The 22,097-nt window shown below is 71.5% G+C and carries 20 protein-coding genes and 1 riboswitch; of the genes, 18 read left to right on the top strand and 2 right to left on the bottom strand.

Going from position 1 to position 22,097, the window contains the following annotated elements:
* The first annotated feature begins 18 nt into the window (after positions 1-18).
* A riboswitch (TPP riboswitch) is annotated at positions 19-126 on the top strand.
* The 4 genes from BLR90_RS09540 to BLR90_RS09525 all read left to right on the top strand — a co-directional run bounded on the left by BLR90_RS09540 (position 115) and on the right by BLR90_RS09525 (position 4,889).
* Positions 115-1,164: a thiamine ABC transporter substrate-binding protein gene (locus BLR90_RS09540; protein WP_091025183.1), complete on the top strand. Its 1,050-nt coding sequence runs from the start codon at positions 115-117 to the stop codon at positions 1,162-1,164. It overlaps the preceding riboswitch by 12 nt.
* Positions 1,140-2,807 (top strand): ABC transporter permease, encoded by a 1,668-nt coding sequence (locus BLR90_RS09535; protein ID WP_245715232.1) that lies wholly within the window; start codon positions 1,140-1,142, stop codon positions 2,805-2,807. Before BLR90_RS09540 ends, BLR90_RS09535 begins: the two co-directional genes overlap by 25 nt.
* A complete protein-coding gene (locus BLR90_RS09530; protein WP_091024922.1) occupies positions 2,807-3,805 on the top strand; it encodes an ABC transporter ATP-binding protein in 999 nt (332 codons plus the stop codon). Before BLR90_RS09535 ends, BLR90_RS09530 begins: the two co-directional genes overlap by 1 nt.
* 34 nt (positions 3,806-3,839) lie before the next feature.
* Positions 3,840-4,889 (top strand): phosphatase PAP2 family protein, encoded by a 1,050-nt coding sequence (locus tag BLR90_RS09525; protein ID WP_245715231.1) that lies wholly within the window; start codon positions 3,840-3,842, stop codon positions 4,887-4,889.
* Positions 4,890-5,017: 128 nt separating this feature from the next.
* Here BLR90_RS09525 and BLR90_RS09520 read toward each other — a convergent pair whose 3' ends face one another.
* Positions 5,018-6,196, bottom strand: a complete 1,179-nt coding sequence (locus BLR90_RS09520) for a phospholipase D-like domain-containing protein (RefSeq protein ID WP_091024921.1) — start codon at positions 6,194-6,196, stop codon at positions 5,018-5,020.
* A 289-nt stretch (positions 6,197-6,485) separates the two neighbouring features.
* Here BLR90_RS09520 and BLR90_RS21655 point away from each other — a divergent pair, with 289 nt between their 5' ends.
* The 3 genes from BLR90_RS21655 to BLR90_RS09505 are packed head-to-tail and all read left to right on the top strand — an operon-like array spanning position 6,486 to position 10,536.
* Positions 6,486-7,823, top strand: coding sequence for a C40 family peptidase (locus BLR90_RS21655; RefSeq protein WP_091024919.1), 1,338 nt, complete (start codon positions 6,486-6,488; stop codon positions 7,821-7,823).
* Positions 7,824-7,864: 41 nt separating this feature from the next.
* On the top strand, positions 7,865-9,862 hold the full coding sequence (locus tag BLR90_RS09510) for an acyl-CoA dehydrogenase family protein (protein ID WP_091024917.1): 1,998 nt from the start codon (positions 7,865-7,867) through the stop codon (positions 9,860-9,862).
* Positions 9,859-10,536 carry a class I SAM-dependent methyltransferase gene (locus BLR90_RS09505; RefSeq protein ID WP_091024915.1) on the top strand — a complete coding sequence of 226 codons (678 nt, stop codon included), beginning with the start codon at positions 9,859-9,861 and terminating at the stop codon, positions 10,534-10,536. Before BLR90_RS09510 ends, BLR90_RS09505 begins: the two co-directional genes overlap by 4 nt.
* Before the next feature lie 203 nt (positions 10,537-10,739).
* Here BLR90_RS09505 and BLR90_RS09500 read toward each other — a convergent pair whose 3' ends face one another.
* A complete protein-coding gene (locus BLR90_RS09500) occupies positions 10,740-11,240 on the bottom strand; it encodes an inorganic diphosphatase (RefSeq protein WP_091024913.1) in 501 nt (166 codons plus the stop codon).
* Between the two features lie 122 nt (positions 11,241-11,362).
* Between BLR90_RS09500 and dacB the strand changes: the two genes are divergently transcribed.
* The 11 genes from dacB (at position 11,363) to folK (ending at position 22,097) form a co-directional block, all read left to right on the top strand.
* A complete protein-coding gene (dacB, locus tag BLR90_RS09495; protein ID WP_091024912.1) occupies positions 11,363-12,775 on the top strand; it encodes a D-alanyl-D-alanine carboxypeptidase/D-alanyl-D-alanine endopeptidase in 1,413 nt (470 codons plus the stop codon).
* Positions 12,776-12,864: 89 nt separating this feature from the next.
* Positions 12,865-13,908 carry a zinc-dependent metalloprotease gene (locus BLR90_RS09490; RefSeq protein WP_245715230.1) on the top strand — a complete coding sequence of 348 codons (1,044 nt, stop codon included), beginning with the start codon at positions 12,865-12,867 and terminating at the stop codon, positions 13,906-13,908.
* 4 nt (positions 13,909-13,912) lie between these two features.
* Positions 13,913-14,899, top strand: coding sequence for a tRNA lysidine(34) synthetase TilS (gene tilS / locus BLR90_RS09485; RefSeq protein ID WP_091024911.1), 987 nt, complete (start codon positions 13,913-13,915; stop codon positions 14,897-14,899).
* 5 nt (positions 14,900-14,904) lie between these two features.
* The gene (hpt, locus tag BLR90_RS09480) at positions 14,905-15,456 is read left to right on the top strand and encodes a hypoxanthine phosphoribosyltransferase (RefSeq protein ID WP_091024909.1); all 552 of its coding nucleotides are present in this window, start codon (positions 14,905-14,907) and stop codon (positions 15,454-15,456) included.
* A gap of 60 nt (positions 15,457-15,516) precedes the next feature.
* On the top strand, positions 15,517-16,494 hold the full coding sequence (locus BLR90_RS09475) for a ribose-phosphate diphosphokinase (RefSeq protein ID WP_091024907.1): 978 nt from the start codon (positions 15,517-15,519) through the stop codon (positions 16,492-16,494).
* A 130-nt stretch (positions 16,495-16,624) separates the two neighbouring features.
* Entirely contained in the window at positions 16,625-18,691 is a 2,067-nt protein-coding gene (ftsH, locus tag BLR90_RS09470) for an ATP-dependent zinc metalloprotease FtsH (protein WP_091024905.1), read from the top strand.
* Between the two features lie 50 nt (positions 18,692-18,741).
* On the top strand, positions 18,742-19,314 hold the full coding sequence (gene folE / locus BLR90_RS09465; RefSeq protein ID WP_245715253.1) for a GTP cyclohydrolase I FolE: 573 nt from the start codon (positions 18,742-18,744) through the stop codon (positions 19,312-19,314).
* 83 nt (positions 19,315-19,397) lie between these two features.
* Positions 19,398-20,303 carry a class I SAM-dependent methyltransferase gene (locus BLR90_RS09460; RefSeq protein WP_218029347.1) on the top strand — a complete coding sequence of 302 codons (906 nt, stop codon included), beginning with the start codon at positions 19,398-19,400 and terminating at the stop codon, positions 20,301-20,303.
* 21 nt (positions 20,304-20,324) lie between these two features.
* Complete coding sequence (gene folP, locus BLR90_RS09455; protein WP_091025179.1) at positions 20,325-21,164, top strand: dihydropteroate synthase; 840 nt, start codon at positions 20,325-20,327, stop codon at positions 21,162-21,164.
* On the top strand, positions 21,161-21,535 hold the full coding sequence (gene folB / locus BLR90_RS09450) for a dihydroneopterin aldolase (RefSeq protein ID WP_091024901.1): 375 nt from the start codon (positions 21,161-21,163) through the stop codon (positions 21,533-21,535). Before folP ends, folB begins: the two co-directional genes overlap by 4 nt.
* Positions 21,528-22,097 carry a 2-amino-4-hydroxy-6-hydroxymethyldihydropteridine diphosphokinase gene (folK, locus tag BLR90_RS09445; protein WP_091024899.1) on the top strand — a complete coding sequence of 190 codons (570 nt, stop codon included), beginning with the start codon at positions 21,528-21,530 and terminating at the stop codon, positions 22,095-22,097. The genes folB and folK overlap by 8 nt, the downstream gene beginning before the upstream one ends.

The raw sequence follows: 22,097 nt of genomic DNA, 5'->3' as shown, positions 1-22,097 counted from the left end.
GCGGAGGGCTAGAGTGCAGGCACACGACAGGGGAGCAAGCGCGAGCTTGCTGAGAGTGCGGACCAGCCGCAGACCCTCGAACCTGCTCCGGTTAGTACCGGCGAAGGGAGTCACATGAAGTCCAGTTTCGTGCTGCTCGCATGCGCGCTCGCAGCCACGTCCTGCTCCGTCATCGGGGGCGGCGACGACCAGGAGTCCGCGGCCGAGGCCGGGGGACAGGTCGTTCTCGTCACCCACGAGTCCTTCGCACTGCCCGACGAGGTGGTGGCGGCGTTCGAGGAGGAGTCCGGCTACGAGCTCGTCATCCGGGCGTCCGGCGACGCGGGCACCCTGACCAACAAGCTCGTCCTCACCGCGGACAACCCGACCGGCGACGTGGCGTTCGGGGTCGACAACACCTTCGCGTCCCGGGCCCTCGAGGCCGGGGTCTTCGACGGCCACGAGTTCGACCTCCCGGCGGGGGCCGGCGACTTCGCGCTGGCCGGCGACGACGAGCACGCCCTCACGCCGGTCGACAACGGCAACGTGTGCGTCAACGTCGACGACCCCTGGTTCACCGCCGAGGGCCTCGCTCCGCCGCAGACGTTCGCGGACCTCGCGGACCCGGCGTACGAAGGGCTGTTCGTGCTTCCGTCCGCGGTCACCAGCTCCGTCGGCCTGGCCTTCCTGCTCGCGACCATCGACGAGTTCGGCGACGCGTGGCCCGACTACTGGGCCGACCTGGTCGACAACGGGGCCAAGCTGACCAGCGGCTGGTCTGAGGCCTACCAGGGCGACTTCACCCAGGGCGGCGGCAAGGGCGACCGGCCGATCGTGCTGTCCTACGACTCGTCGCCGGCGTTCACCGTCGACGGCAAGGGCGGGTCCACCACGAGCGCGCTGCTCGACACCTGCTTCCAGCAGGTGGAGTACGCCGGAGTGCTGGCCGGGGCGGACAACCCCGAGGGTGCCGAGGCGCTGGTGGAGTTCCTGGTCGGACCCGAGGTGCAGTCGGCCCTGCCCGAGAGCATGTACGTCTTCCCCGTGGTCGAGGGCACCCCGCTGCCGGAGGAGTGGGCGACGTTCGCGGTCCAGCCGACCGACCCCCACGAGGTCGACCCCGCCGAGGTGGCGGCCAACCGTGACGACTGGCTGAGCGAGTGGCGCGACATCACCACCGGCTGACCCACGCCGTACGGCGCCCTGCGGCGCTGCTGGCACTGGCCCTGCTGCCGGTGCTGGTGCTGGGCGTCTTCTTCCTGCTGCCGGTCAGCGGGATGGTGGCGCGCGGGTTCTGGGTCGAGGGCGACTTCGTGCCGGGTGGCGTGGTCGAGGTGCTGACCCGCCCGCGCACCGGACGGGTCGTGTGGTTCACGGTCTGGTCCGCCGGCACCGCGACCGTGGTGTCGGTGGTGCTCGGGCTGCCGGCGGCGTACGCCCTGCACCGCCTGGACTTCCCGCTGCGGCGGCTGGTCCGGGCCGGGCTGCTGGTGCCGTTCGTGCTGCCCACGGTGGTCGTCGGTGTGGCGTTCCTCGAGCTGCTGGGGGAGTCGGGCCCGCTCGGTTTCCTGGGGTTCGACGGCACCCCGGTGGCGATCATCGCCGGCCTGGTGTTCTTCAACGCGGCGGTCGTGATCCGCGCGGTCGGGGCGTCGTGGGAGTCGCTGGACTCGCGGCCGGCCGAGGCGGCGGCGGCGCTCGGCGCCACGCCGCTCCAGGTGTTCCGCACGGTGACGCTGCCGTCGCTGCGGCCCGCGATCGTGTCGGCCGCGAGCGTGGTCTTCCTGTTCTGCGCCACGTCGTTCGGCGTCGTGCTCACCCTCGGCGGCACTGAGTACAGCTCGGTCGAGACCGAGATCTACCTGCTGACGACCGACCTCCTCGACCTGCCCGCGGCGGCTGCCCTGTCGATCATCCAGCTGCTCGCGGTCGTCGCCCTGCTCGCCGTGGCGGCCAGGCTCCGGGCGAGCGCCGACCCCAGCGTCACCCGGGTCCCGGCCCGGCCGCGCCGCCCCGCGCGCGCCGACCTCCCGCAGCTGGTCATGACCGGGCTGCTCCTGCTGCTGGTGGCCGCGCCGATCGTCACGCTGGTGCTGGGGTCGCTGCGCGTCGGCGACGGCTGGGGACTTGCCAACTACCGGGCCCTCGACTCGACCGGCTCGCAGCAGGCACTCGTCGTACCGGTCACCGAGGCGCTCGCCACCTCACTTCGTACGGCGGTCGACGCCACGTGGATCTCGCTGACGCTCGGCCTCCTCGTGGCGCTGGCGGTGACCCGGCGGTCGCGTTCGCGGGCGGAGCGGAGCGTCCGCACCGTGCTCGACGGATTCTTCATGCTCCCTCTCGGCGTCTCCGCGGCCACCCTCGGCTTCGGGTTCCTGATCACCCTCGACCGGCCGCCGGTCGACCTGCGGGACTCGGCGCTGCTCGTGCCGATCGCCCAGGCCCTGGTGGCACTTCCGCTCGTGGTGCGCACGCTGGTGCCGGTGCTCGACGGCATCGACGACCGCCAGCGGCAGGCGGCGGCCTCGTTGGGCGCCGGACCGCTGCGCACACTGCTCACGGTCGACGTACCCGTCCTCTGGAAGCCCCTGCTCGCCGCCTCGGGGTTCGCGTTCGCCGCATCGCTGGGGGAGTTCGGGGCCACCGCCTTCCTCGCGCGCGACGAGTCCGCGACGCTCCCGGTCGTGATCTTTCGGCTGATCGGGCACCCGGGTGCGATGAACTACGGCATGGCCCTCGCCGCCTCCGTGGTCCTCGCCGTCACCACGGCGGTCGTGATGTTCGCCGTCGAGCGGCTGCGCGTGCCCTCGCTGGGAGCGCTCTGATGAGCCTGAGCCTGACTGGCGTGTCGGTCGACTACGACGGAGTGCCCGCGGTGGTCGACGTCGACCTCGGGCTCCCCGCCGGCCAGGTGCTCGCCGTGCTCGGGCCGTCCGGCTCGGGCAAGTCGACGCTGCTGCGCGCGGTCGCCGGGCTCGAGCCCGCCCGCGGCACCATCGCCTGGGCCGGGCAGGACCTCGCCGGTACGCCGACCCACAAGCGCGGTTTCGCGCTGATGTTCCAGGACGGACAGCTGTTCCCCCACCTCACCGTCGCGCGCAACGTCGGCTACGCGCTGCGCCTGCGCCGGGCCCCCGACACCGAACGCCGGGTCACCGAGCTGCTCGAGCTCGTCGGGCTGTCCGGGTACGGCGACCGCCTGCCCTCGACGCTCTCGGGCGGTGAGCGCCAGCGCGTCGCCCTCGCCCGGTCGTTGGCCGTGGAGCCGCGGCTGCTGCTGCTCGACGAGCCGCTGTCCGCCCTCGACGCCGGGCTGCGTGAGAGGCTGGCCGGCGAGCTGCGCGACATCCTGGTCGCGGCCGGCACCACCGCGCTGATGGTGACCCACGACCACGACGAGGCCTACACCGTCGCCGACCGGCTCGCCGTCATGCGCGCGGGCCGCCTCGTGCAGAGCGGCGCGATCGACGAGGTCTGGGCCGCGCCCGCCGACCCCGAGACGGCCCTGTTCCTCGGCTACGCGCGGGTGCTCGAGGGCACCGCCGCCGACCGGGTCCTCGCCGCGGCGGGACTGCGGGCCGCGAGCGCGGTCGCCGTACGTCGCTCGGCGCTGACCGTCGACGTCTCCGAGGGCTCCGCGGGTCCCGAGGCGCTGCGCGGGGTCGTGCTGTCGGCGCGGGTCACCCCGGACCAGGTGCGGCTGGTCGTCGACGTCGAAGGCGTCGGCGAGCTCGACGCGGTCGCGTCGGTCAACACCCACCCCGCGCCGGGCGAGCCGGTGCGGCTCACCGTCGACCCGTCGCGCCTGGCGACGATCCGGTGAGAGCCTGGCAAGAGCGGTCTCTACACTGACCCGGGTGTACCGCCGCGCCTACGTGACCCTGATCGGCACGGCTGCCGTCATGGGGATCCTGGCGCTCATCGTCTCGCGGCACTACGACCGGCCGCTGCTCGACCCGGAGGGCAAGTTCCTCGGGCCCTCCTGGCTCCGGCTGCCGCTGCTCCTGCTCGGCGCCGCGCTGCTCGACCTGCTGCCGCGCACGCTGTGGATGTCGCGTCTCAACCCGAAGGCCGTGCCGGACCTGGTGCGTGAGCGCATCCGCCAGCACTGGAGCCGGGAGCGGCTGACGCTGGTGGTCACCGGGATCGTCGCGTTCTACATCACCTACGTCAGCTACCGGAACCTCAAGTCCGCGCTGCCGATCGCGCGCGGTGACGTCGAGTACGACCGCGAGCTGATGTACCTCGACCGGGTGCTGTTCTTCGGCCAGGACCCGCCGGTGGTGCTGCACGCGGTGTTCGGGGAGACCTTTTCGGCGTACATCCTTTCTTATGTCTACCTGCTGTTCCTGCCGATGGTGCCGCTGGCGCTGACCGCGTGGCTGGTCTGGTCGCGCAACGTCTCCTACGGCTACTGGTTCGCCACCTCGCAGTGCCTGGCCTGGTCGCTCGGCACGCTGTCCTACTACGCGCTGCCCACCAAGGGCCCGGGCTTCGAGTACTTCGCCCGCTATGAAGGCCTGACCCGAACGCCGACGACCGACCTCATGAACAGCCTGGCGTCCGCGCGGGCGGACGTCATCCATGGTGGTGTCACCGGCATCGTGCAGTCCGTCGCGGGCTTCGCGAGCCTGCACGTCGCGATCACCCTGCTGGTGGCCCTGATGGTGCAGTTCACCCTGCGCAGCCGGGTCCTCAAGATCGTCTTCTGGATCAACTTCGCGATTACCGTGGTGGCCACCCTCTACTTCGGCTGGCACTACATCGCCGACGACGTCGCGGGCGCGATGATCGCGTTCGTCGCCTTCTACCTCGGCGGCATCGCCACCGGCCAGAAGTTCGAGAAGCACGGCCTCCAGTCGCACCCCACCACCACCACCTCCGCCATCCCGATCGACCGGCCCTAGGGACCCTGTCTGATCGCCCCGTCGGGATAGTCCCCAACGCTAGAGAGATTTTGGATCGATCAAATGCGCTCTGGGGTTAGGGACTACCCCGGCAAGAGCGCCTTCGTGGGGTCTCCGGGGGTGGCTCGTCAGGCCGAGCGGACGATGCGGAAGATGCGCTGGTACGCCGCGAACGCCGGCCCGCCGTCGACCCGCAGCACGAGCTCGTCGTGCCCGCGCGAGGGTGACCACCAGTTCTCCGAGCCCGTCCAGACCCGCGACCGTGGGCCGGCCGGAGTGGCGTAGCGGACTGCCATGAACTTCAGGTGGCTGTAGCGGTGCGGTCCCCACCAGGTGTTGGACACGGGGATCCCTCCCGCGCGCAGGACCGCCCGCACCCCCCGACCCAGCGGCTGGCTGGCGAGCACACGCACCGTGGCGCCGGCCCGGCGCTGCCCGACGAGCGCCCGCGCGATGGCGACGCCGCGCTGGTCCTGCCAGTTCGACTGCGCGACCAGGATCGTGGTGCTGGCGCCGGGCAGGCCGCGGATCCGCTCGACGACGGGGTCCGCCTGCCCCGGCGAGTTCCACGGCAGGAAGGTCACGGCCACCCCGCGACCGACCTCGTAGTGGCGGAACGGGTGAGCAACCGCGCGGTCCCTCGCCTGCTGCTCGAAGACCTGGCCGAGACGGCGGTAGAGCTCGCGGTGGCCCACGACCTCGTAGGCGTCGTTGTACTGGTGGCGCTCCGCGACCTCGGTCGCGTTGGCCGTGGTCACGACACTCACCCAACGGGCCCGGCCGACCCGCGAGAAGGTCCAGGACTTCTGGTGCAGGTTGGCCTCCGCGCCGTCGAACACGGCGCCACCCCGGGCCGAGCCGCGCACGCACCCGGCGTACGACGGAGGGCGCAGGGTCCGGCGCAGGCGCACGAAGGCCGGCTCCCCACAGGAGATGCCGCCGACCAGGACCCGTACCCGGACGCCACTGCGCGCCGTACGAACCAGCGCGGAGGTGAGGGCTTGGCTGTCGTAGGCCCACACCACGCCCTGCACCACCGATCCCGGCGGTGACGCGCGCAGGTGCCGCACCAGCAGGGCGCGGATCCGGAGCCGTCCCGGCTCGTCGAGCAGGGCTCGGGTGAGCGGCCACCGCGGAGGGGAGGCACGGGCGACGGGGTCGCTGTGGCTGGGGACCGCCGCCACGGCGAGCGTCGCCGGGCCGGGGGCGGGGGCGGACGCCGGTGCCGGCGCGAGCGCCGCGCCCACAGCCAGCACCGACATCACGAGCGACGAGACCAGGATGCGCCAACCGGGACGGGGCATCATGCCAACTCCTGCGACGACGAGGCACCGGCCGCTCGCGCGGCCCTGTCGTACGTCGACGCTAGGAAGCCGATCTGGCCGGTACCGGTCCTCCGTCCGACTCCTGGCCGACGGCCCGACGACGGTCAGGAGACGGCGCGGTCGGGCCGCGCTCCGTGAATTACAAATATGTAGTTCGTCAAGCCGACACGCCGATAGATCCACAAAAAGTTGGGACAAATGTTTCTTTTGGGACTCCTGAGCACTAGCGTGCCGGGAGTTACCCACGTCCCCGACCTGTCTGGAGACCGCCGTGCGCTCCCGCGCGACCGCCGCCGCCCTGTGCCTCGCCCTCGCCGCGGGGGTCGTGACCGCCCAGGTCGCCCACGCCGACGACACCGACGTCCCGACCCGTGCCGAGGTGGCGCAGGCCGAGGAGGCGGTGGTCGCGAAGACCAGCGACGTCGACTCCCTCCAGGCCGAGATCGCTGCCGCCAACGAGCGGCTCCGGGCGTCCTCCGTGGCCGCCGCACAGGCCTCGGAGGCGTTCAACGGCGCCCGGTACGAGGCCGCCGTGGCTCGCGCCGCCGCCCGCAGGGCCGACCGCGAGGAGGCCGCGGCACTCGCCGACCTGGCCCGGCTGCGTGACGTCTACGCCAGCTCCGTCGTGACGTCGTACCAGTCGATGCCGACGCTCAACGCCCTCTCCGGCGTCATGGAGTCCGAGGGGATCCTCGACGTCATCGAGCGCATGGACACCATGCGCGACACCGAGGACGCCCTCGACGACAGGTACGACGAGTTCCGCGTCGCGTCCTCCCGGGCCCAGGTCGCCAGCGACCAGGCAGCGGAGGCGCGTGCCGAGGCCGAGGAGACCGAGAGCGCAGCGCGCGACGCCCGCGACGCCGCCCAGGCCGCGGCCGACGCCGCGGCGGCCGAGGCGCAGGCGGTGGCCGACGAGAAGTCGCGGCTGCTCGCCGAGATGGCCCGGCTCCAGGACATCAGCGTGGACCTCGCCGAGCGCCGCCAGACCGGTCTCGAGGCGGCCGCCGCCGAGGCCGCCGCCCAGGCCGCGGCCGAGCAGGCAGCGGCGGAGGCAGCGGCGGAGGCTGCCGCCGAGCAGGCGGCCCAGGACGCCGCAGACCAGGCTGCCCAGCAGCAGCAGCAGCAGCAGGAGCCCGACCCGGCACCCGAGCCCGAGCCGCAGCCCGACCCCGCACCCCAGCCCGAGCCTCAGCCCGACCCGGCTCCCCAGCCGCAGCCGGACAACGACCCCCCGCCGGCGTCCTCGGGCGCGCAGGCCGCCATCGCCTTCGCCCGCGACCAGATCGGCGAGCCCTACGTGTGGGGCGCCGCCGGCCCGGGCTCGTGGGACTGCTCCGGCCTGACCATGGGTGCCTGGGAGCGCGGCGGCATCTCGCTGCCGCACTACTCGGTGGCGCAGTACGACCAGTCGACGCCGATCTCCGCGAGCCGGCTCGCGCCGGGCGACCTCGTCTTCTGGGGGTCGTCGAGCAGCCCCTCCTCGATCTACCACGTCGCGCTCTACATCGGCGGAGGCCGGATCATCCACGCCCCGCGGTCTGGACAGCCGGTCTCGGAGGAGTCGATGTACTACTGGACGACGCCCAACTTCTACGCACGCCCGTAGGGACGAAGCCACGGAGGGCGTACCGCCGGTAGCGTGCGGTCATGGCTACCGAGACCGCGCCGCCGCAGACCCCCACGCCCGAGGGCGCCTACGTCCAGCCGCGGATCGACGTCGCGGCGCTCCAGGCGGTGCTCGACGGCAAGTACGCCGAGATCCGCAACCTGGTGCGCAGCAACCTCGCCGACTACGCCTCCGTCCTCGAGGACGCCGAGACGATGTCGGTCGACGACTACCGCGAGCGGGTCAAGGAGATCGTGGTCGAGATGGCCGCGACCGGCCAGACCGGCATGGGCTTCCCCGAGTCGTACGGCGGCGGTGGTGACATCGGCGCCTCGATCGCGGCGTTCGAGACCCTGGCGTTCGGCGACCTGTCGGTGCTGGTCAAGGTGGGCGTGCAGTTCGGCCTGTTCGGCGGCGCGATCCTCCAGCTCGGCACGAAGGAGCACCACGACGCCTACCTCTCCAAGCTCATCACCGGCGAGCTGATGGGCTGCTTCGCCATGACCGAGACCGGCCACGGCTCCAACGTGCAGGCCCTCGGCACCGTTGCGACGTACGACGTGGCGACGCAGGAGTTCGTGATCACCACGACGCGCGAGGACGCCCGCAAGGACTACATCGGCAACGCCGCCAAGCACGCCGAGGTGGCGGTGGTGTTCGCACAGCTCCACGTGGCCGGGGGCTCCGAGGGCGTGCACGCGTTCGTCGTACCGATCCGCGAAGGCGGCAAGCCGTGTGCCGGCGTCCGGATCGAGGACGACGGCCTCAAGATGGGTCTCAACGGTGTCGACAACGGGCGGCTGTGGTTCGACGAGGTCCGGGTGCCGCGCACCTCGATGCTCAACCGTTTCGCCGACGTCACGCCGGCGGGGGTCTACGAGAGCGCGATCGAGAACCCCAACAAGCGCTTCTTCACGATGCTCGGCACCCTCATCCAGGGCCGGGTCTGCGTCGGCGGAGCCGGGATCAACGCCGCCAAGGTGGCCATGACGATCGCGACGAAGTACGCGCTGCACCGCCGCCAGTTCGAGGCGACCAGCGAGGACGAGGAGGAGCTGCTCCTCGACTACGGCATGCACCAGCGGCGGCTCTTCCCCCTGCTGGCGCGCACCTACGCGCTGCACTTCACGCAGGAGCGGGTGGCCGGCGAGCTGCACGACATCCTGTCCGGCGTCGTCGAGAGCGAGCACCGCCAGCGTGAGCTCGAGTCGCTGGCGGCGGGCGCCAAGGCGCTCGGCACCTGGCACGCGACGCGCACGATCCAGGAGTGCCGCGAAGCGTGCGGCGGCGCGGGCTACCTGTCGATCAACCGGTTCGCGGCGCTCAAGGCCGACACCGACGTCTTCACGACCTTCGAGGGCGACAACCACGTCCTGCTGCAGCTGGTCGCCAAGGGCCTGCTCACCGACTACTCCAGCGAGTTCTCCGACCTCGACCAGTTCGGGATGGTGAAGTTCGTCGCCGGCCTCGCGGTCGAGACGGTGCTCGAGCGCACCAACGTCCACAAGCTCCTCGAGCGGATCAAGGACGTCCTGCCCGGCGGCGACGACGGCTGGGACCAGGAGGCCGGTCTGCTCGACTCCGACTACCAGCTGACGATGCTGCGCTTCCGCGAGGAGCACATGCTCGGCGGCGTCGCCCGGCGGCTCAAGCGCGGCATCGACCAGAAGATGAACCCCGGCGCGGTCTTCTCCCGGGTGCAGGACCACGTCATCGGCGCGGCCCGCGCCCACGTCGAGCGGCTGGTCCTCGAGGCGTTCGTCGAGAAGACCCGGGCCCAGCCCGACGGCGACCTCAAGGTCGCGCTCAACCTGCTGTGCGACCTGCACGCGCTGTCGACGATCGAGGCCGACCGGGCGTGGTTCATGGAGCACGGACGCCTCACGACCGCCCGCTCCAAGGCGATCAGCCGCGAGGTGTCGTCGCTGTGCCGCAAGCTCCGGCCGCTGGCCGGCGACCTCGTCGACGCCTTCGGCGTACCCCCCGAGATGCTGCGCTCTCCTGACCTCGTCCGGCCCGGCCTGGTGGGCGGCGCATGAGGGTCCCCGGCCTGCGCCGCCTCGGACTGGGCGGCTGGACCGAGGACCCCGTCTGGGCCTCGATCTACCCGTGGCTCGTGGAGCACCCGCGCGTCGGTCGGCCCGTGTGGGCGGTCGGGATCCAGAGCGACCTCGAGCGCCTGTACGCCGCCACCCAGGAGATCGCCGGGCTCCCCGCCGGCGCCTCGGTGCTCGACGTACCGTGCGGCGGCGGGGTCGCCCTGCGCGGTCTACGCCCCGACCAGGGGCTGCGCTATGTCGCCGCCGACATCTCCCCGGAGATGCTCAAGCGCACCCTCGCTGTGGCCTACGCGCGCGACGTCGAGGAGCAGGTCGAGACCCACGTCGCCGATGTCGCGGACCTGCCGTTCGCCGACGGGTCCTTCGACCTGGTCGCGTCGTTCACCGGCCTGCACTGCTTTCCCGACCCCGCTCGCGCGGTCGTCGAGATGATGCGGGTGCTGCGCCGCGGTGGTGTCTTCACCGGCAGCGCCCTGCTCAACGACTCGGGCATCCGCCACGCACCCGTACGCCGGATCGGCCGGCTCACCGGACTGATCGGTCCGGGCTGCACCGGTGAGGACGTCCAGCTGTGGCTGCACGCCCAGGGCGGCACCGACGTCACCCTCGAGTGGTCCGGCGCGATGGCCTACTTCCGCAGTGTGAAGTCATAGCCCCGCTGACCCCCGCTGACCCCCGCGAGTCGGCGCCTGTGCACGCCGAGAACCCGCTGAGCCGGCTCTTGTGCGCGGCAAAAGATCGCCGAATCGGCGCGAAGTGAGTGCATAAGCGCCGACTCGGCGTGATTACAGCGTGCATAAGCGCCGACTCGGCGTTGCTCCGGGGCGCAGAAGCGGAGCGGGAGCTCCAGCTGGGCTCAGTGCCCGGAGCCGCCGATGTCCTGGAAGCGCTTGAAGGAGGCGTGGACCTCGAGCTCGGCCTCGGTGCGGCCGACCCAGTCGGCGCCTTCGACAGACTTGCCGGGCTCGAGGTCCTTGTAGACCTCGAAGAAGTGCTGGATCTCGAGCCGGTCGAACTTCGGCACGTGGTTGATGTCGCGCAGGTGCTCCTGGCGCGGGTCCTTGGCGGGGACGCAGAGGACCTTGTCGTCGCCGCCGGCCTCGTCGGTCATGCGGAACATGCCGATCGCGCGGCACTTGATCAGGCAGCCCGGGAAGGTCGGTGCCTGGAGCAGGACGAGCGCGTCGAGCGGGTCGCCGTCCTGGCCGAGGGTGTTCTCGATGTAGCCGTAGTCGGCGGGGTACTGCGTCGAGGTGAAGAGCATCCGGTCGAGGCGCATCCGACCGCTCTCGTGATCCACCTCGTACTTGTTGCGCTCCCCCTTGGGGATCTCCACCAGTACGTCGAACTCGAGCACGTCATCCTCCGGAATGTCTGTCTACTGCGGCAGGCCCCGGCGAGGCCGATGGTCATTGTCCCGCACAATGGCTCCGCACGCGCAGTCGGGCAGCCAGTCGGGACCCAAATGGAGGATGAGAGATGCGCCGCACGATCGGCATCCTCCTGGTCCTCGCGCTCGCCGTCGGCGGCGTCGCGACCTGGCGCTACGACCTCGTGGACCGCTGGCTGGGCCGCGACCAGCCCTCGCCTGGCGCCGACCCGAACACGGTCGCCCCCCCGGAGGGGCTCGAGCTGCCCCCGGTCACGGTGCCCTCCCCGGTCGCCGACGTACTCCTGCCAGGAGCGCTCAACGTGTCGGCGGTACGCAAGGTGCTGACTCCCTACCTCGGCGACCCCGACCTCGGGCCGCACGTGCTCGCGGCGGTCGCGCCGCTCGACCCGGCCGACGGCCGGCCGGTCCTGATCGGCTCCGGCACGGCGGTCCCGGCCTCGACCACCAAGGTCGTCACCAGCGCGGCCGCGCTGCTCGCCCTCGGCCCGGACCACACCTTCGAGACCACGGTCGTACGCGCCGGCAAGGGGCGGATCGTGCTCGTCGGCGGGGGTGACCCGTTCCTCGCCCGCGGCCCGGTCGCGGCCGACGAGGAGGCGCTGTACCCCGTCCGCGCCGACGTGGCCGACCTCGCCGCGCGAACAGCGGCCAGCCTCCGCGAGCGCGGTGTCCGCCGGGTCACGCTCGGCTACGACGCGAGCCTGTTCACCGGACCGAGCGCGAGCCCGCAGTGGGAGCCCGACTACGTCCCCGACGGCGTCGTCTCCCCGATCACCTCGCTGTGGGTGGACGAGGGGCGCCCGGACACCGGCTTCGGCCGCGTCGCCGACCCGGCGCTCGACGCGGCGCAGACGTTCGCCGCAGCCCTGGCCGAGCAGGGGATCACCGTCACCGCGGCGCCCGCCCCCGCGACCGCCGCCGCGGGCTCGCCCACGATCGCCCGCGTGACCAGCGCACCCCTCGCCCAGATCGTCGAGCGGGTGCTCCAGACCAGCGACAACGAGGCCAGCGAGGTGCTGCTGCGACACGTCGGGCTCCGGGCCGTCGACGACGCGTCGTTCGCCGGCGGCCGGCGTGGGGTCGCGCAGGTCCTGGGCGAGGCGGGGGTCGACCTCACCGCCGACACGTTGTACGACGGCAGCGGTCTCAGCCGCCGCAACCGGCTGACCCCCCGCACCCTGCTGGCCGTGCTCCAGCTGGCGACGTCCCGCCCCCGGCTGGGGGCAGTGGTGAGCGGGCTGCCGGTGTCGGCGTTCAACGGGTCGCTGGCCGACCGGTTCTCCGAGGTGGCGGCCCCGGCGCGCGGCAGGGTCCGCGCCAAGACCGGCACCCTGACCGGGGTGAGCTCGATGGCCGGCTTCACCACCGACGCCACCGGGCGCCCGATGCTGTTCGTGCTGATGGCCGACCGGGTGGCGAAGCCGGACGAGACCGACGCGGAGGTCGCCCTCGACTTCGCCGCCGCGGCTCTGGCTGCCTGCCTCTGCGGCGTCGAGTGACGCGGCAGGCCGGCATTTCGGCCCCCAGAACCGGCCCCCCGCGTCACTCGACGCGGAACGGCGCACCAACCCCCGGCTAGATTCGGGGCATGACGACGAACCCGACCGCTGAGTCGATGGTCGACTGGGACTTCGCCGTCTCGGTCGGCACCAAGATCGCCGGCGACGGCCCCGAGGTCGGCCGCGACGAGGCCGACGAGGTCGTCGAGGAGCTGCGCGCGGGCGCCGGACGCTCCACCGGGCTGGTCCGTGAGTTCACCGGACTGGTCGCGGCCCACCACAACGCCCCGGTGCTCGTGGTCGACCGGCCCGGCTGGATCCGCGCCAACGCCGACGGCTTCAAGGTCGTCATCGGCCCGCTGGTCGACAAGCTCTCGTCCAAGAAGCCGCCCACCGGGCTGGCGCTCAAGGTCGGCTCCCGGATCACGGGCGCCGAGATCGGTGGCCTGCTGGGCTTCATGGGCAGCAAGGTGCTCGGCCAGTTCGACCCGTTCTACGAGCCCGACGGGCGGCTCCTGCTGGTGGCGCCCAACATCGTCCACGTCGAGCGCGAGATCAACGCCGACCCCCACGACTTCCGCCTCTGGGTCTGCCTGCACGAGGAGACCCACCGCGTGCAGTTCACCGCGGTGCCGTGGATGCGCGGCCACCTCTTCTCCGAGATCGAGGCGCTCGCGCGCACCGTCGAGCCGACCAAGCTGCTCGACGACGGCCTCAAGCGGGTCACCGACGCGCTCAAGGACGGTGTCCGCGGCGGCAGCCTCATGGACATCATGAGCTCGCCCGAGCAGAAGCAGATCCTCGACCGGGTCACCGGAGTGATGTCGCTCCTGGAGGGCCACGCCGACGTGGTCATGGACGGCGTCGGACCCTCCGTCATCCCGAGCGTCGAGAAGATCCGGGGCGCGTTCAACGAACGCCGCAAGGGCATCGGCACCCTCGACCGGGTCCTGCGCCGGCTGCTCGGCCTCGACGCCAAGATGGCGCAGTACCGCGACGGCGCCGCCTTCGTGCGCGCCGTCGTCGACAAGGTCGGGATGGACGACTTCAACGCGGTCTGGGCCGGGCCCGAGAACCTCCCGTCCAAGGATGAGATCGCCGACCCGGCAGCCTGGGTCGCCCGGGTCCTCTGACGCCGTGACGCTCGACCCCGCGGTCGCCGCCGTCCGTCTCGCTGTACGACGGTCGCTCGCCGACGTCGGCGACCACCCGGTGATCGTGGCCTGCTCGGGCGGCGCCGACTCGCTGGCCCTGCTCGCCGCTGCTGTCTTCGAGTCGCGCTCGCGCCCGTGGCGGGTGATCGGGGTGACCGTCGACCACGGCCTCCAGGACGGTTCGGCGGACCACGCGTCGCGGGTGGTCGCCCAGATGGCGCGGCTCGGGGCCGACGAGACCGCGTCGTGCCGGGTCGCGGTCGTGGCCGAGGGCCAGGGGCCCGAGGCGGCGGCCCGCGAGGCGCGCTACGCGGTGCTCGAGGAGGTCGCCGGTCGGCTCGGCTCCGAGGTGGTGCTGCTCGGCCACACCCGCGACGACCAGGCCGAGACCGTGCTGCTCGGGCTCACCCGGGGTTCTGGGGGCCGCTCGATCGCCGGGATGCGCCGCTCCTTCGACGTCTTCCGGCGCCCGCTCCTCGACGTCAGCCGCGAGCAGACCGAGGCGGCGTGCCGCTCCGAGGGCATCGACTTCTGGCAGGACCCCCACAACGAGGACCCCCGGTTCACCCGCTCCCGCGTCCGCCACACGGTGCTGCCGATGCTCGAGCGCGAGCTCGGCCCGGGCGTCGCCGAGACCCTGGCCCGCACCGGCGAGCAGCTGCGTCCCGACATGGAGGCGCTCGACCGCTTCGCCGAGCAGGCGCTGGCCGAGCACCACGACGACGCCGCGGGCTTCGACGTACGAGAGATCCGGGCGCTCGAGCCCGCGGTCCGCACCCGGATGCTCCGGCTCGCCGCCCTGGCCGCGGGCAGCCCGGCCTCCGAGCTCTTCGCCGTCCACGTCGACGCACTGGAGCGCCAGGTCCACAACCGCGACCAGCTCCCCAAGGAGATCCAGCTCCCCGGCCACGTCACCGCCGTCCGCGAAGGGCACCACCTGTGGTTCCGGCCGACCCTTGTGGAATCCTGACGCCCATGGACTCAGCCCATGTCGAGAGCGACCTCGTCAACGTTCTCTTCACAGAGGCCCAGATCCTCGAGCGGATCGGCGAGCTGGCCGAGGAGATCGAGCGCGACTACGCCGGCAAGGAGCTGCTGATCGTCGGCATCCTCCGCGGCGCGGTGATGGTGATGGCCGACATGGCCCGCGCGTTCACCCGCCACGTCGAGATGGACTGGATGGCAGTGTCGTCCTACGGCTCGGGCACCAAGTCCTCCGGCGTCGTACGGATCCTCAAGGACCTCGACACCGACATCTCCGGTCGCCACGTCGTGGTCGTCGACGAGATCATCGACACCGGCCTGACCCTGTCGTGGCTCACCTCCAACCTCTCCAGCCGCAGCCCCGCGAGCGTCGAGATCTGCACCCTGCTCCGCAAGCCCGAGGCGCTGCAGATGCCCGTCGACGTCAAGTACGTCGGCTGGGACATCCCCAACGAGTTCGTGGTCGGCTACGGCCTCGACTACCGCGAGCGCTACCGCAACCTGCGCGACATCGGCACCCTCGCCCCGCACGTCTACTCCTGAGCGGCCACCGACGGCTACTCTCAGCACCACCGAGCGCCCCGACCCTCCGGAAGCAGCCACGTGCGCGAGATCGTCGTCTTCAGCGGTAGTGCCCACCGCGCCCTCGCCACAGGCATCTGTGAGCACCTCGGGGTCGAGCTGTCCGCCGTCGAGCTGACCCGGTTCTCCAACGACTGCCTCCAGGCGCAGCTCCAGGCCAACTGCCGCCAGCGCGACGTCTACCTCGTGCAGCCGCTGTCGCCGCCGACGCAGGAGCACCTGATGGAGCTGCTGCTCATGACCGACGCCGCCCGCGGCGCCTCGGCCGCGTCGATCACGGCGGTGATCCCCTACTTCTCCTACGCGCGCTCGGACAAGAAGGACGCCTCCCGGATCTCCATCGGTGGCCGCCTGGTCGCCGACCTGCTCACGGCCGCCGGCGTCGACCGCGTGATCACCATGAACCTCCACGCCCCGCAGGTCCACGGCTTCTTCTCGGTCCCGGTCGACCACCTGACCGCGCTCGGCGAGCTCGCCGACCACTTCCTCGGCCAGGACCTCACCGACTGCGTCGTCGTCTCGCCCGACTTCGGCAACGCCAAGACCGCCACCCAGTTCTCCCGGCTGCTCGGCCTGCCGGTCGCCGCCGGCAGCAAGAAGCGGCTGGCCGACGACCGGGTGGTGATCGACGAGATCGTCGGTGACGTCGAGGGCAAGCGCGCGATCGTGCTGGACGACGAGATCTCGACCGGCGGCTCGATCCTCGAGCTGCTCGACCGGCTGGCCGAGCGGGGCTGCACCGGTGCGTCGATCGCCTGCACGCACGGCCTGTTCGTCGGCAAGGCCGTGGAGCGGCTCCAGGGCCATCCGATGATCTCCGAGGTGGTCACCACCGACACGGTGCCGGCCCCGACCGGGTGGCCCGAGCTGCGTACCCGCTCCGTCGCCGGCCTCTTCGCCACCGCGATCGAGCGCATCCACGCGGGTGAGTCGGTCAGCAGCCTCTTCGACGGCGTCGACCCCGCCCACGCCTCGCCCCAGCCGCGCCTCTTCGACTGACCCGGGCTGGGAACACCCCGGCCGGGGGTGCTCGCATTGCCTTGCCTGACAGACTGGGCTCTGTGATCGGCGTGTACCGTCGAGTGTTCAGTCCTGGGCTCACGTCGACAGGCCCAGTACAAGCGAAGAGATGTCTGTGAAGCGCATATTCAAGGGTCCCTGGGTGTGGATCGCGCTCGCCGTGGTGGCGGTGCTCCTCGCCCTCCAGTACCTCGCCCCCGGAGGCGGGTACGACGAGGTCTCGACCTCCCGCATGGAGTCCTACATCTCCAAGGGCGAGGTGAAGGAGATCTCCTTCATCGACGGCGACCAAGCGATCCAGGCCACCCTCGACTCCGGCGTGCGCGACAGCGGCTCCAAGGTCACGGCGTTCTGGGTCAAGGGCCAGCAGGGCGGCATCATCAACCTGGTCGACGAGCAGGTCGCCAAGGGGACGATCGAGGAGTCCAACTCCGAGAACCCCCAGCCCAGCCTGCTGGGCTCGATCCTGGCCACGCTCCTTCCCTTCGCGCTGATCATCCTGCTGTTCCTGTTCCTGATGAACCAGGTCCAGGGCGGTGGCGGCCGCGGCGTCATGCAGTTCGCCAAGTCCAAGGCCAAGCTGATCACCAAGGACATGCCCAAGACCACGTTCGCCGACGTCGCCGGCTGCAACGAGGCGATCGAGGAGCTCGGCGAGATCAAGGAGTTCCTCCAGGAGCCGGCCAAGTTCCAGGCCGTCGGCGCCAAGATCCCCAAGGGCGTGCTGCTCTACGGCCCTCCGGGCACCGGCAAGACGCTGCTGGCCCGCGCGGTCGCCGGCGAGGCCGGCGTCCCCTTCTACTCCATCTCCGGCTCCGACTTCGTCGAGATGTTCGTGGGTGTCGGCGCGAGCCGCGTCCGTGACCTCTTCGAGCAGGCCAAGGAGAACGCCCCCGCGATCGTCTTCATCGACGAGATCGACGCCGTCGGGCGTCACCGCGGCGCCGGCATGGGCGGCGGCCACGACGAGCGCGAGCAGACCCTCAACCAGCTGCTGGTCGAGATGGACGGCTTCGACGTACGAGGCGGCGTGATCCTGATCGCCGCGACCAACCGTCCCGACGTGCTCGACCCCGCGCTGCTGCGCCCGGGCCGCTTCGACCGCCAGATCGGCGTCGACGCGCCGGACCTCGCCGGCCGCAAGAAGATCCTCGAGGTGCACTCGCGCGGCAAGCCGATGTCGCCCGACATCGACCTGATGTCGTACGCCCGTCGTACTCCCGGCTTCACCGGTGCCGACCTCGCCAACGTGCTCAACGAGGCCGCCCTGCTCACGGCGCGCAACAACGAGAAGGTCATCACCAACCACTCCCTCGACGAGGCCATCGACCGCGTCATCGCCGGCCCGCAGCGCAGCTCGCGGCTCATGAGCGAGAAGGAGAAGCTGATCACGGCCTACCACGAGGGCGGCCACGCCCTCGTCGCCGCGGCGCTTCCCGGCACCGACCCGGTGCACAAGATCACGATCCTGCCGCGCGGGCGTGCCCTCGGCTACACGATGGTGCTGCCCGACGAGGACAAGTACTCCCAGACCCGCTCGGAGATGCTCGACCAGCTGGCCTACATGCTCGGTGGCCGCGCCGCCGAGGAGATGGTCTTCCACGACCCGACCACCGGCGCCGGCAACGACATCGAGAAGGCCACCAGCCTGGCCCGCGCGATGGTGACCCAGTACGGCATGACCGAGCGCCTCGGTGCGATCAAGCTCGGCGACGCCAACTCCGAGCCGTTCCTGGGCCGCGACATGGGCCACCAGCGCAACTACTCCGAAGATGTCGCCGCGATGATCGACGACGAGACGAAGAAGTTCCTGGCGACCGCGCACCAGGAGGCCTTCGACATCCTCGAGGAGAACCGCGACGTCCTCGACTCGCTGGTGCTCGCCCTGCTCGACCGGGAGACCCTCGACAAGGCCGAGGTGGCCGAGATCTTCGTGCCGCTGCGGCGGCGCCCCGAGCGCCCGGCCTGGACCGGCTCGCCCGACCGCAACCCGTCGAACATCCCGCCGATCGAGATCCCGCAGGAGATCCGCGACCGTGCGGCCACCAACGGCCAGGCGCCGGAGAAGGAGGGCGCGGGCGTGATCCTCACCCCGCCGGGCTCCGGTGGCGACGTGCACGGCGGCACGCCTCCGACGGGTGGCTCGCCCGAGCCCGGTCCCGGTCTCCCGAGCTAGGCGGTCCCGTGCCCGACCCGATCAGCACGCCCGAGCGCGCGCCGCGCGACATCCCCGACTTCGACCACGACCGCGCGGCGGCCGCCGTACGCGAGCTGCTGATCGCGCTCGGTGAGGACCCCGACCGCGAGGGCCTCAAGGAGACCCCGGCCCGGGTGGCCCGGGCCTACGCCGAGCTCACCCAGGGCCTGCGCCAGGCTCCCGAGGACGTCCTCACGACCACGTTCGACATCGGCCACGACGAGATGGTGCTGATCCGCGACATCGAGCTGTGGTCGATGTGCGAGCACCACCTGGTGCCGTTCACCGGCGTCGCCCACGTCGGCTACATCCCGGCCGAGTCCGGCAAGATCACCGGGCTGTCCAAGCTGGCCCGGCTGGTCGACGTCTACGCCAAGCGGCCGCAGGTGCAGGAGCGGCTCACGACCCAGGTGGCCGACGCCCTCATGGACATCCTCGACGCCCGGGGAGTGATCGTGGTGATCGAGGCCGAACACCTGTGCATGACCATGCGCGGGGTCAAGAAGGCCGGCGCCCGCACCATCACGTCGGCCGTGCGCGGCATCATGCACAACGCCGCCACGCGCTCCGAGGCGATGGCGCTGATCAACCGCAACCACTGACCGGCCTCCACCGCCACGCCGGAGCCGACGTTGGTAGCGTGGCGCGACCGGAGCCAGAGGCCGGAACCAGAGGAGCAGCACCTGTGTCCAACCCCGCCAGGGCCAAGAAGATCGCGGCCACTGTTGGTGTGCGCGCGGTGAAGCCGCTCGTGAGCCCCAAGGTCTGGGACCGCCTCAAGTCGATCGGGCCGTCGCCGGCCCCCGCGCCGCCCCGGATGAAGGCCCCGGCCCCGCCTCCGCGGCGACCCGCACCCCAGCTCACCGACGCCCAGCGCCGGCGCCGGGAGCTCAAGGCGATGTCGCTCGACGAGCTGGCGGTGCACTTCGGGACCGACAAGTTCGGGATGCACTTCTACACCCCCCACTACGCGCGCCACTTCGGTCACCTCCGCAAGGAGCGGTTCACGCTCCTGGAGATCGGCATCGGCGGCTACATCCGCGACCGCAAGGGCGGTGCCTCGCTGCGGATGTGGAAGTACTTCTTCCCCAACGCCCAGATCGTCGGCCTCGACATCGAGGACAAGGCGTTCGTTCGCGCCCCACGGATCGACACCTACCAGGGCAGCCAGGACGACGAGGCGCTGCTGCGCCGCGTGGTCGACGAGAAGGGCCCGATCAAGGTCATCATCGACGACGGCAGCCACCGCCCCGAGCACATCCGCGAGACGTTCCGGGTGCTGTTCCCGCTCCTCGAGGACGGTGGCGTCTACGCCATCGAGGACATCCAGACGTCCTACTGGCCAGAGTGGGGCGGCAGCGAGGACCGCCACGACCCGACCACCACGATGGCCCTGGTCAAGGACCTCGTCGACGGCCTCAACTACGAGGAGTACGTCGACGAGTCCTACGAGCCGACCTACACCGACCTCAACGTCGTGGCCGTGCACTGCTACCACAACCTCGTGTTCATCGAGAAGGGTCGCAACGTCGAGGGCACCAACCGGCGCTCGGTCCTCCGGCAGCGCTACGCCGACACCCCCGAGCCCTAGGCCGCCGTGTCCACCCGGCTGATGGGGGTCGTCAACGTCACCCCCGACTCGTTCTCGGACGGCGGCCTGTACGCCGACACCGAGAGCGCGGTCGCCCACGGCCGGCAGCTGCTGCTCGACGGCGCTGACATCCTCGACATCGGCGGCGAGTCCACCCGGCCGGGCGCCACCCGACCGCTGGTGCGCGAGGAGCTCGACCGGGTGGTCCCGGTCATCAGCACCCTGGCGGCCGACGGGGCGGTGGTCTCGGTCGACACCATGCGCGCGGAGGTCGCCGCCGCCGCGCTGGAGGCCGGGGCGACGATCGTCAACGACGTGTCCGGCGGGCTCGCCGACCCCGAGATCCTCGACGTGGTGGCCGCGACCGGTGCGACGTACGTCGCGATGCACTGGCGCGCCCACGCCGACCGGATGCAGGACCTCGCGTCGTACGACGGTCCGGGCGGCGTGGTCGAGGCCGTGCGCGCCGAGCTCGCCGAGCGGGTCACCGCCATCCGGGCCGCGGGCATCTCCGACGACCGGGTGGTGCTCGACCCCGGCCTGGGCTTCGCCAAGGGCGCGGCCCACAACTGGGAGCTGGTCGCCGGCCTCGACCGGCTGGCCGAGCTGGGGTTCCCGCTGCTCGTGGGTGCCAGCCGCAAGAGCTTCCTGGGCCGGCTGCTCGCCGACGCCGGGGGCGACCCGCGCCCGGTCGACGAACGGGAGGCAGCCGGCCTGGCGCTGACCGTGCTGCTGGCCCAGCGGGGCGTCTGGTGCGTGCGAGTGCACGACGTACGGGCCAACCGCGACGTGCTGGACGTGCTCGACAGACTGGCCCTTGAGACGGGCGCCGGAACGACCCCCACGAAGGAGTCACCATGACCGACGAGCTCGCGATCCTGGGGATCGAGTGCTACGGCCATCACGGCGTGTTCGAGTTCGAGAAGCGAGAGGGACAGACCTTTGTGATCGATCTCGCGTTGGGCCTCGACACCGCCCCCGCGGCGGCCTCCGACGACTTGCGCGACACCGTGGACTACGGGAGTCTCGTGCTCTCGGTGAAAGCCGCCGTGGAGAAAGATCCGGTCGACCTGATCGAGTCGCTCGCCCAGCGGATTGCGGATGTCTGCCTCTTGGACGCCCGTGTTGAATGGGCGCGGGTGACCGTTCACAAGCCGGATGCCCCCATTGAGACCACGTTCTCGGACGTAGCGCTCACGATCACCCGGAAACGCGAGGGCCGCAGTGACTGAGACCCCCAACCCCCACATCGTCGACGCCGACACCCTGACCGGAGAGATGCGGCCGATCCGGCGTGCGGTGCTGTCGTTGGGCTCCAACCTCGGCGACCGCCTGGCGAGCCTCCAGGGCGCCGTCGAGGCGATCGCCGACACCCCCGACGTCTGGGTCACGGCCGCGTCGCCGGTCTACGAGACCACGCCCGTCAACTGCCCTCCCGGCTCCGACAACTTCCTCAACGCGGTGCTGCTGATCGACACCACGCTGGCCGCCAACCGGCTCATGGACCGCGCACTGGCCATCGAGGACGCCTTCGACCGCGAGCGCAGCGAGGTCCCCAACTCCCCGCGCACCCTGGACGTCGACCTGATCGTGGTCGGCGACCGGCGCAGCAACGACGACCACCTCCGGCTGCCGCACCCGCGCGCCGCCGAGCGCGCGTTCGTGCTCAAGCCGTGGTTCGACGTCGAGCCCGACGCCGTCCTGCCCGAGCGCGGGCCGATCGCGGAGCTCCTCGCCGACCTGGGCACCGACGGGCTCGTCCACCGCGACGACCTGTCCCTCGACGTGGGATGA

The organism is Nocardioides szechwanensis (genome assembly GCF_900103935.1).
In the GTDB taxonomy this organism is placed as follows: domain Bacteria; phylum Actinomycetota; class Actinomycetes; order Propionibacteriales; family Nocardioidaceae; genus Nocardioides; species Nocardioides szechwanensis.
This window is presented reverse-complemented; position numbering and strand designations above follow the sequence as displayed.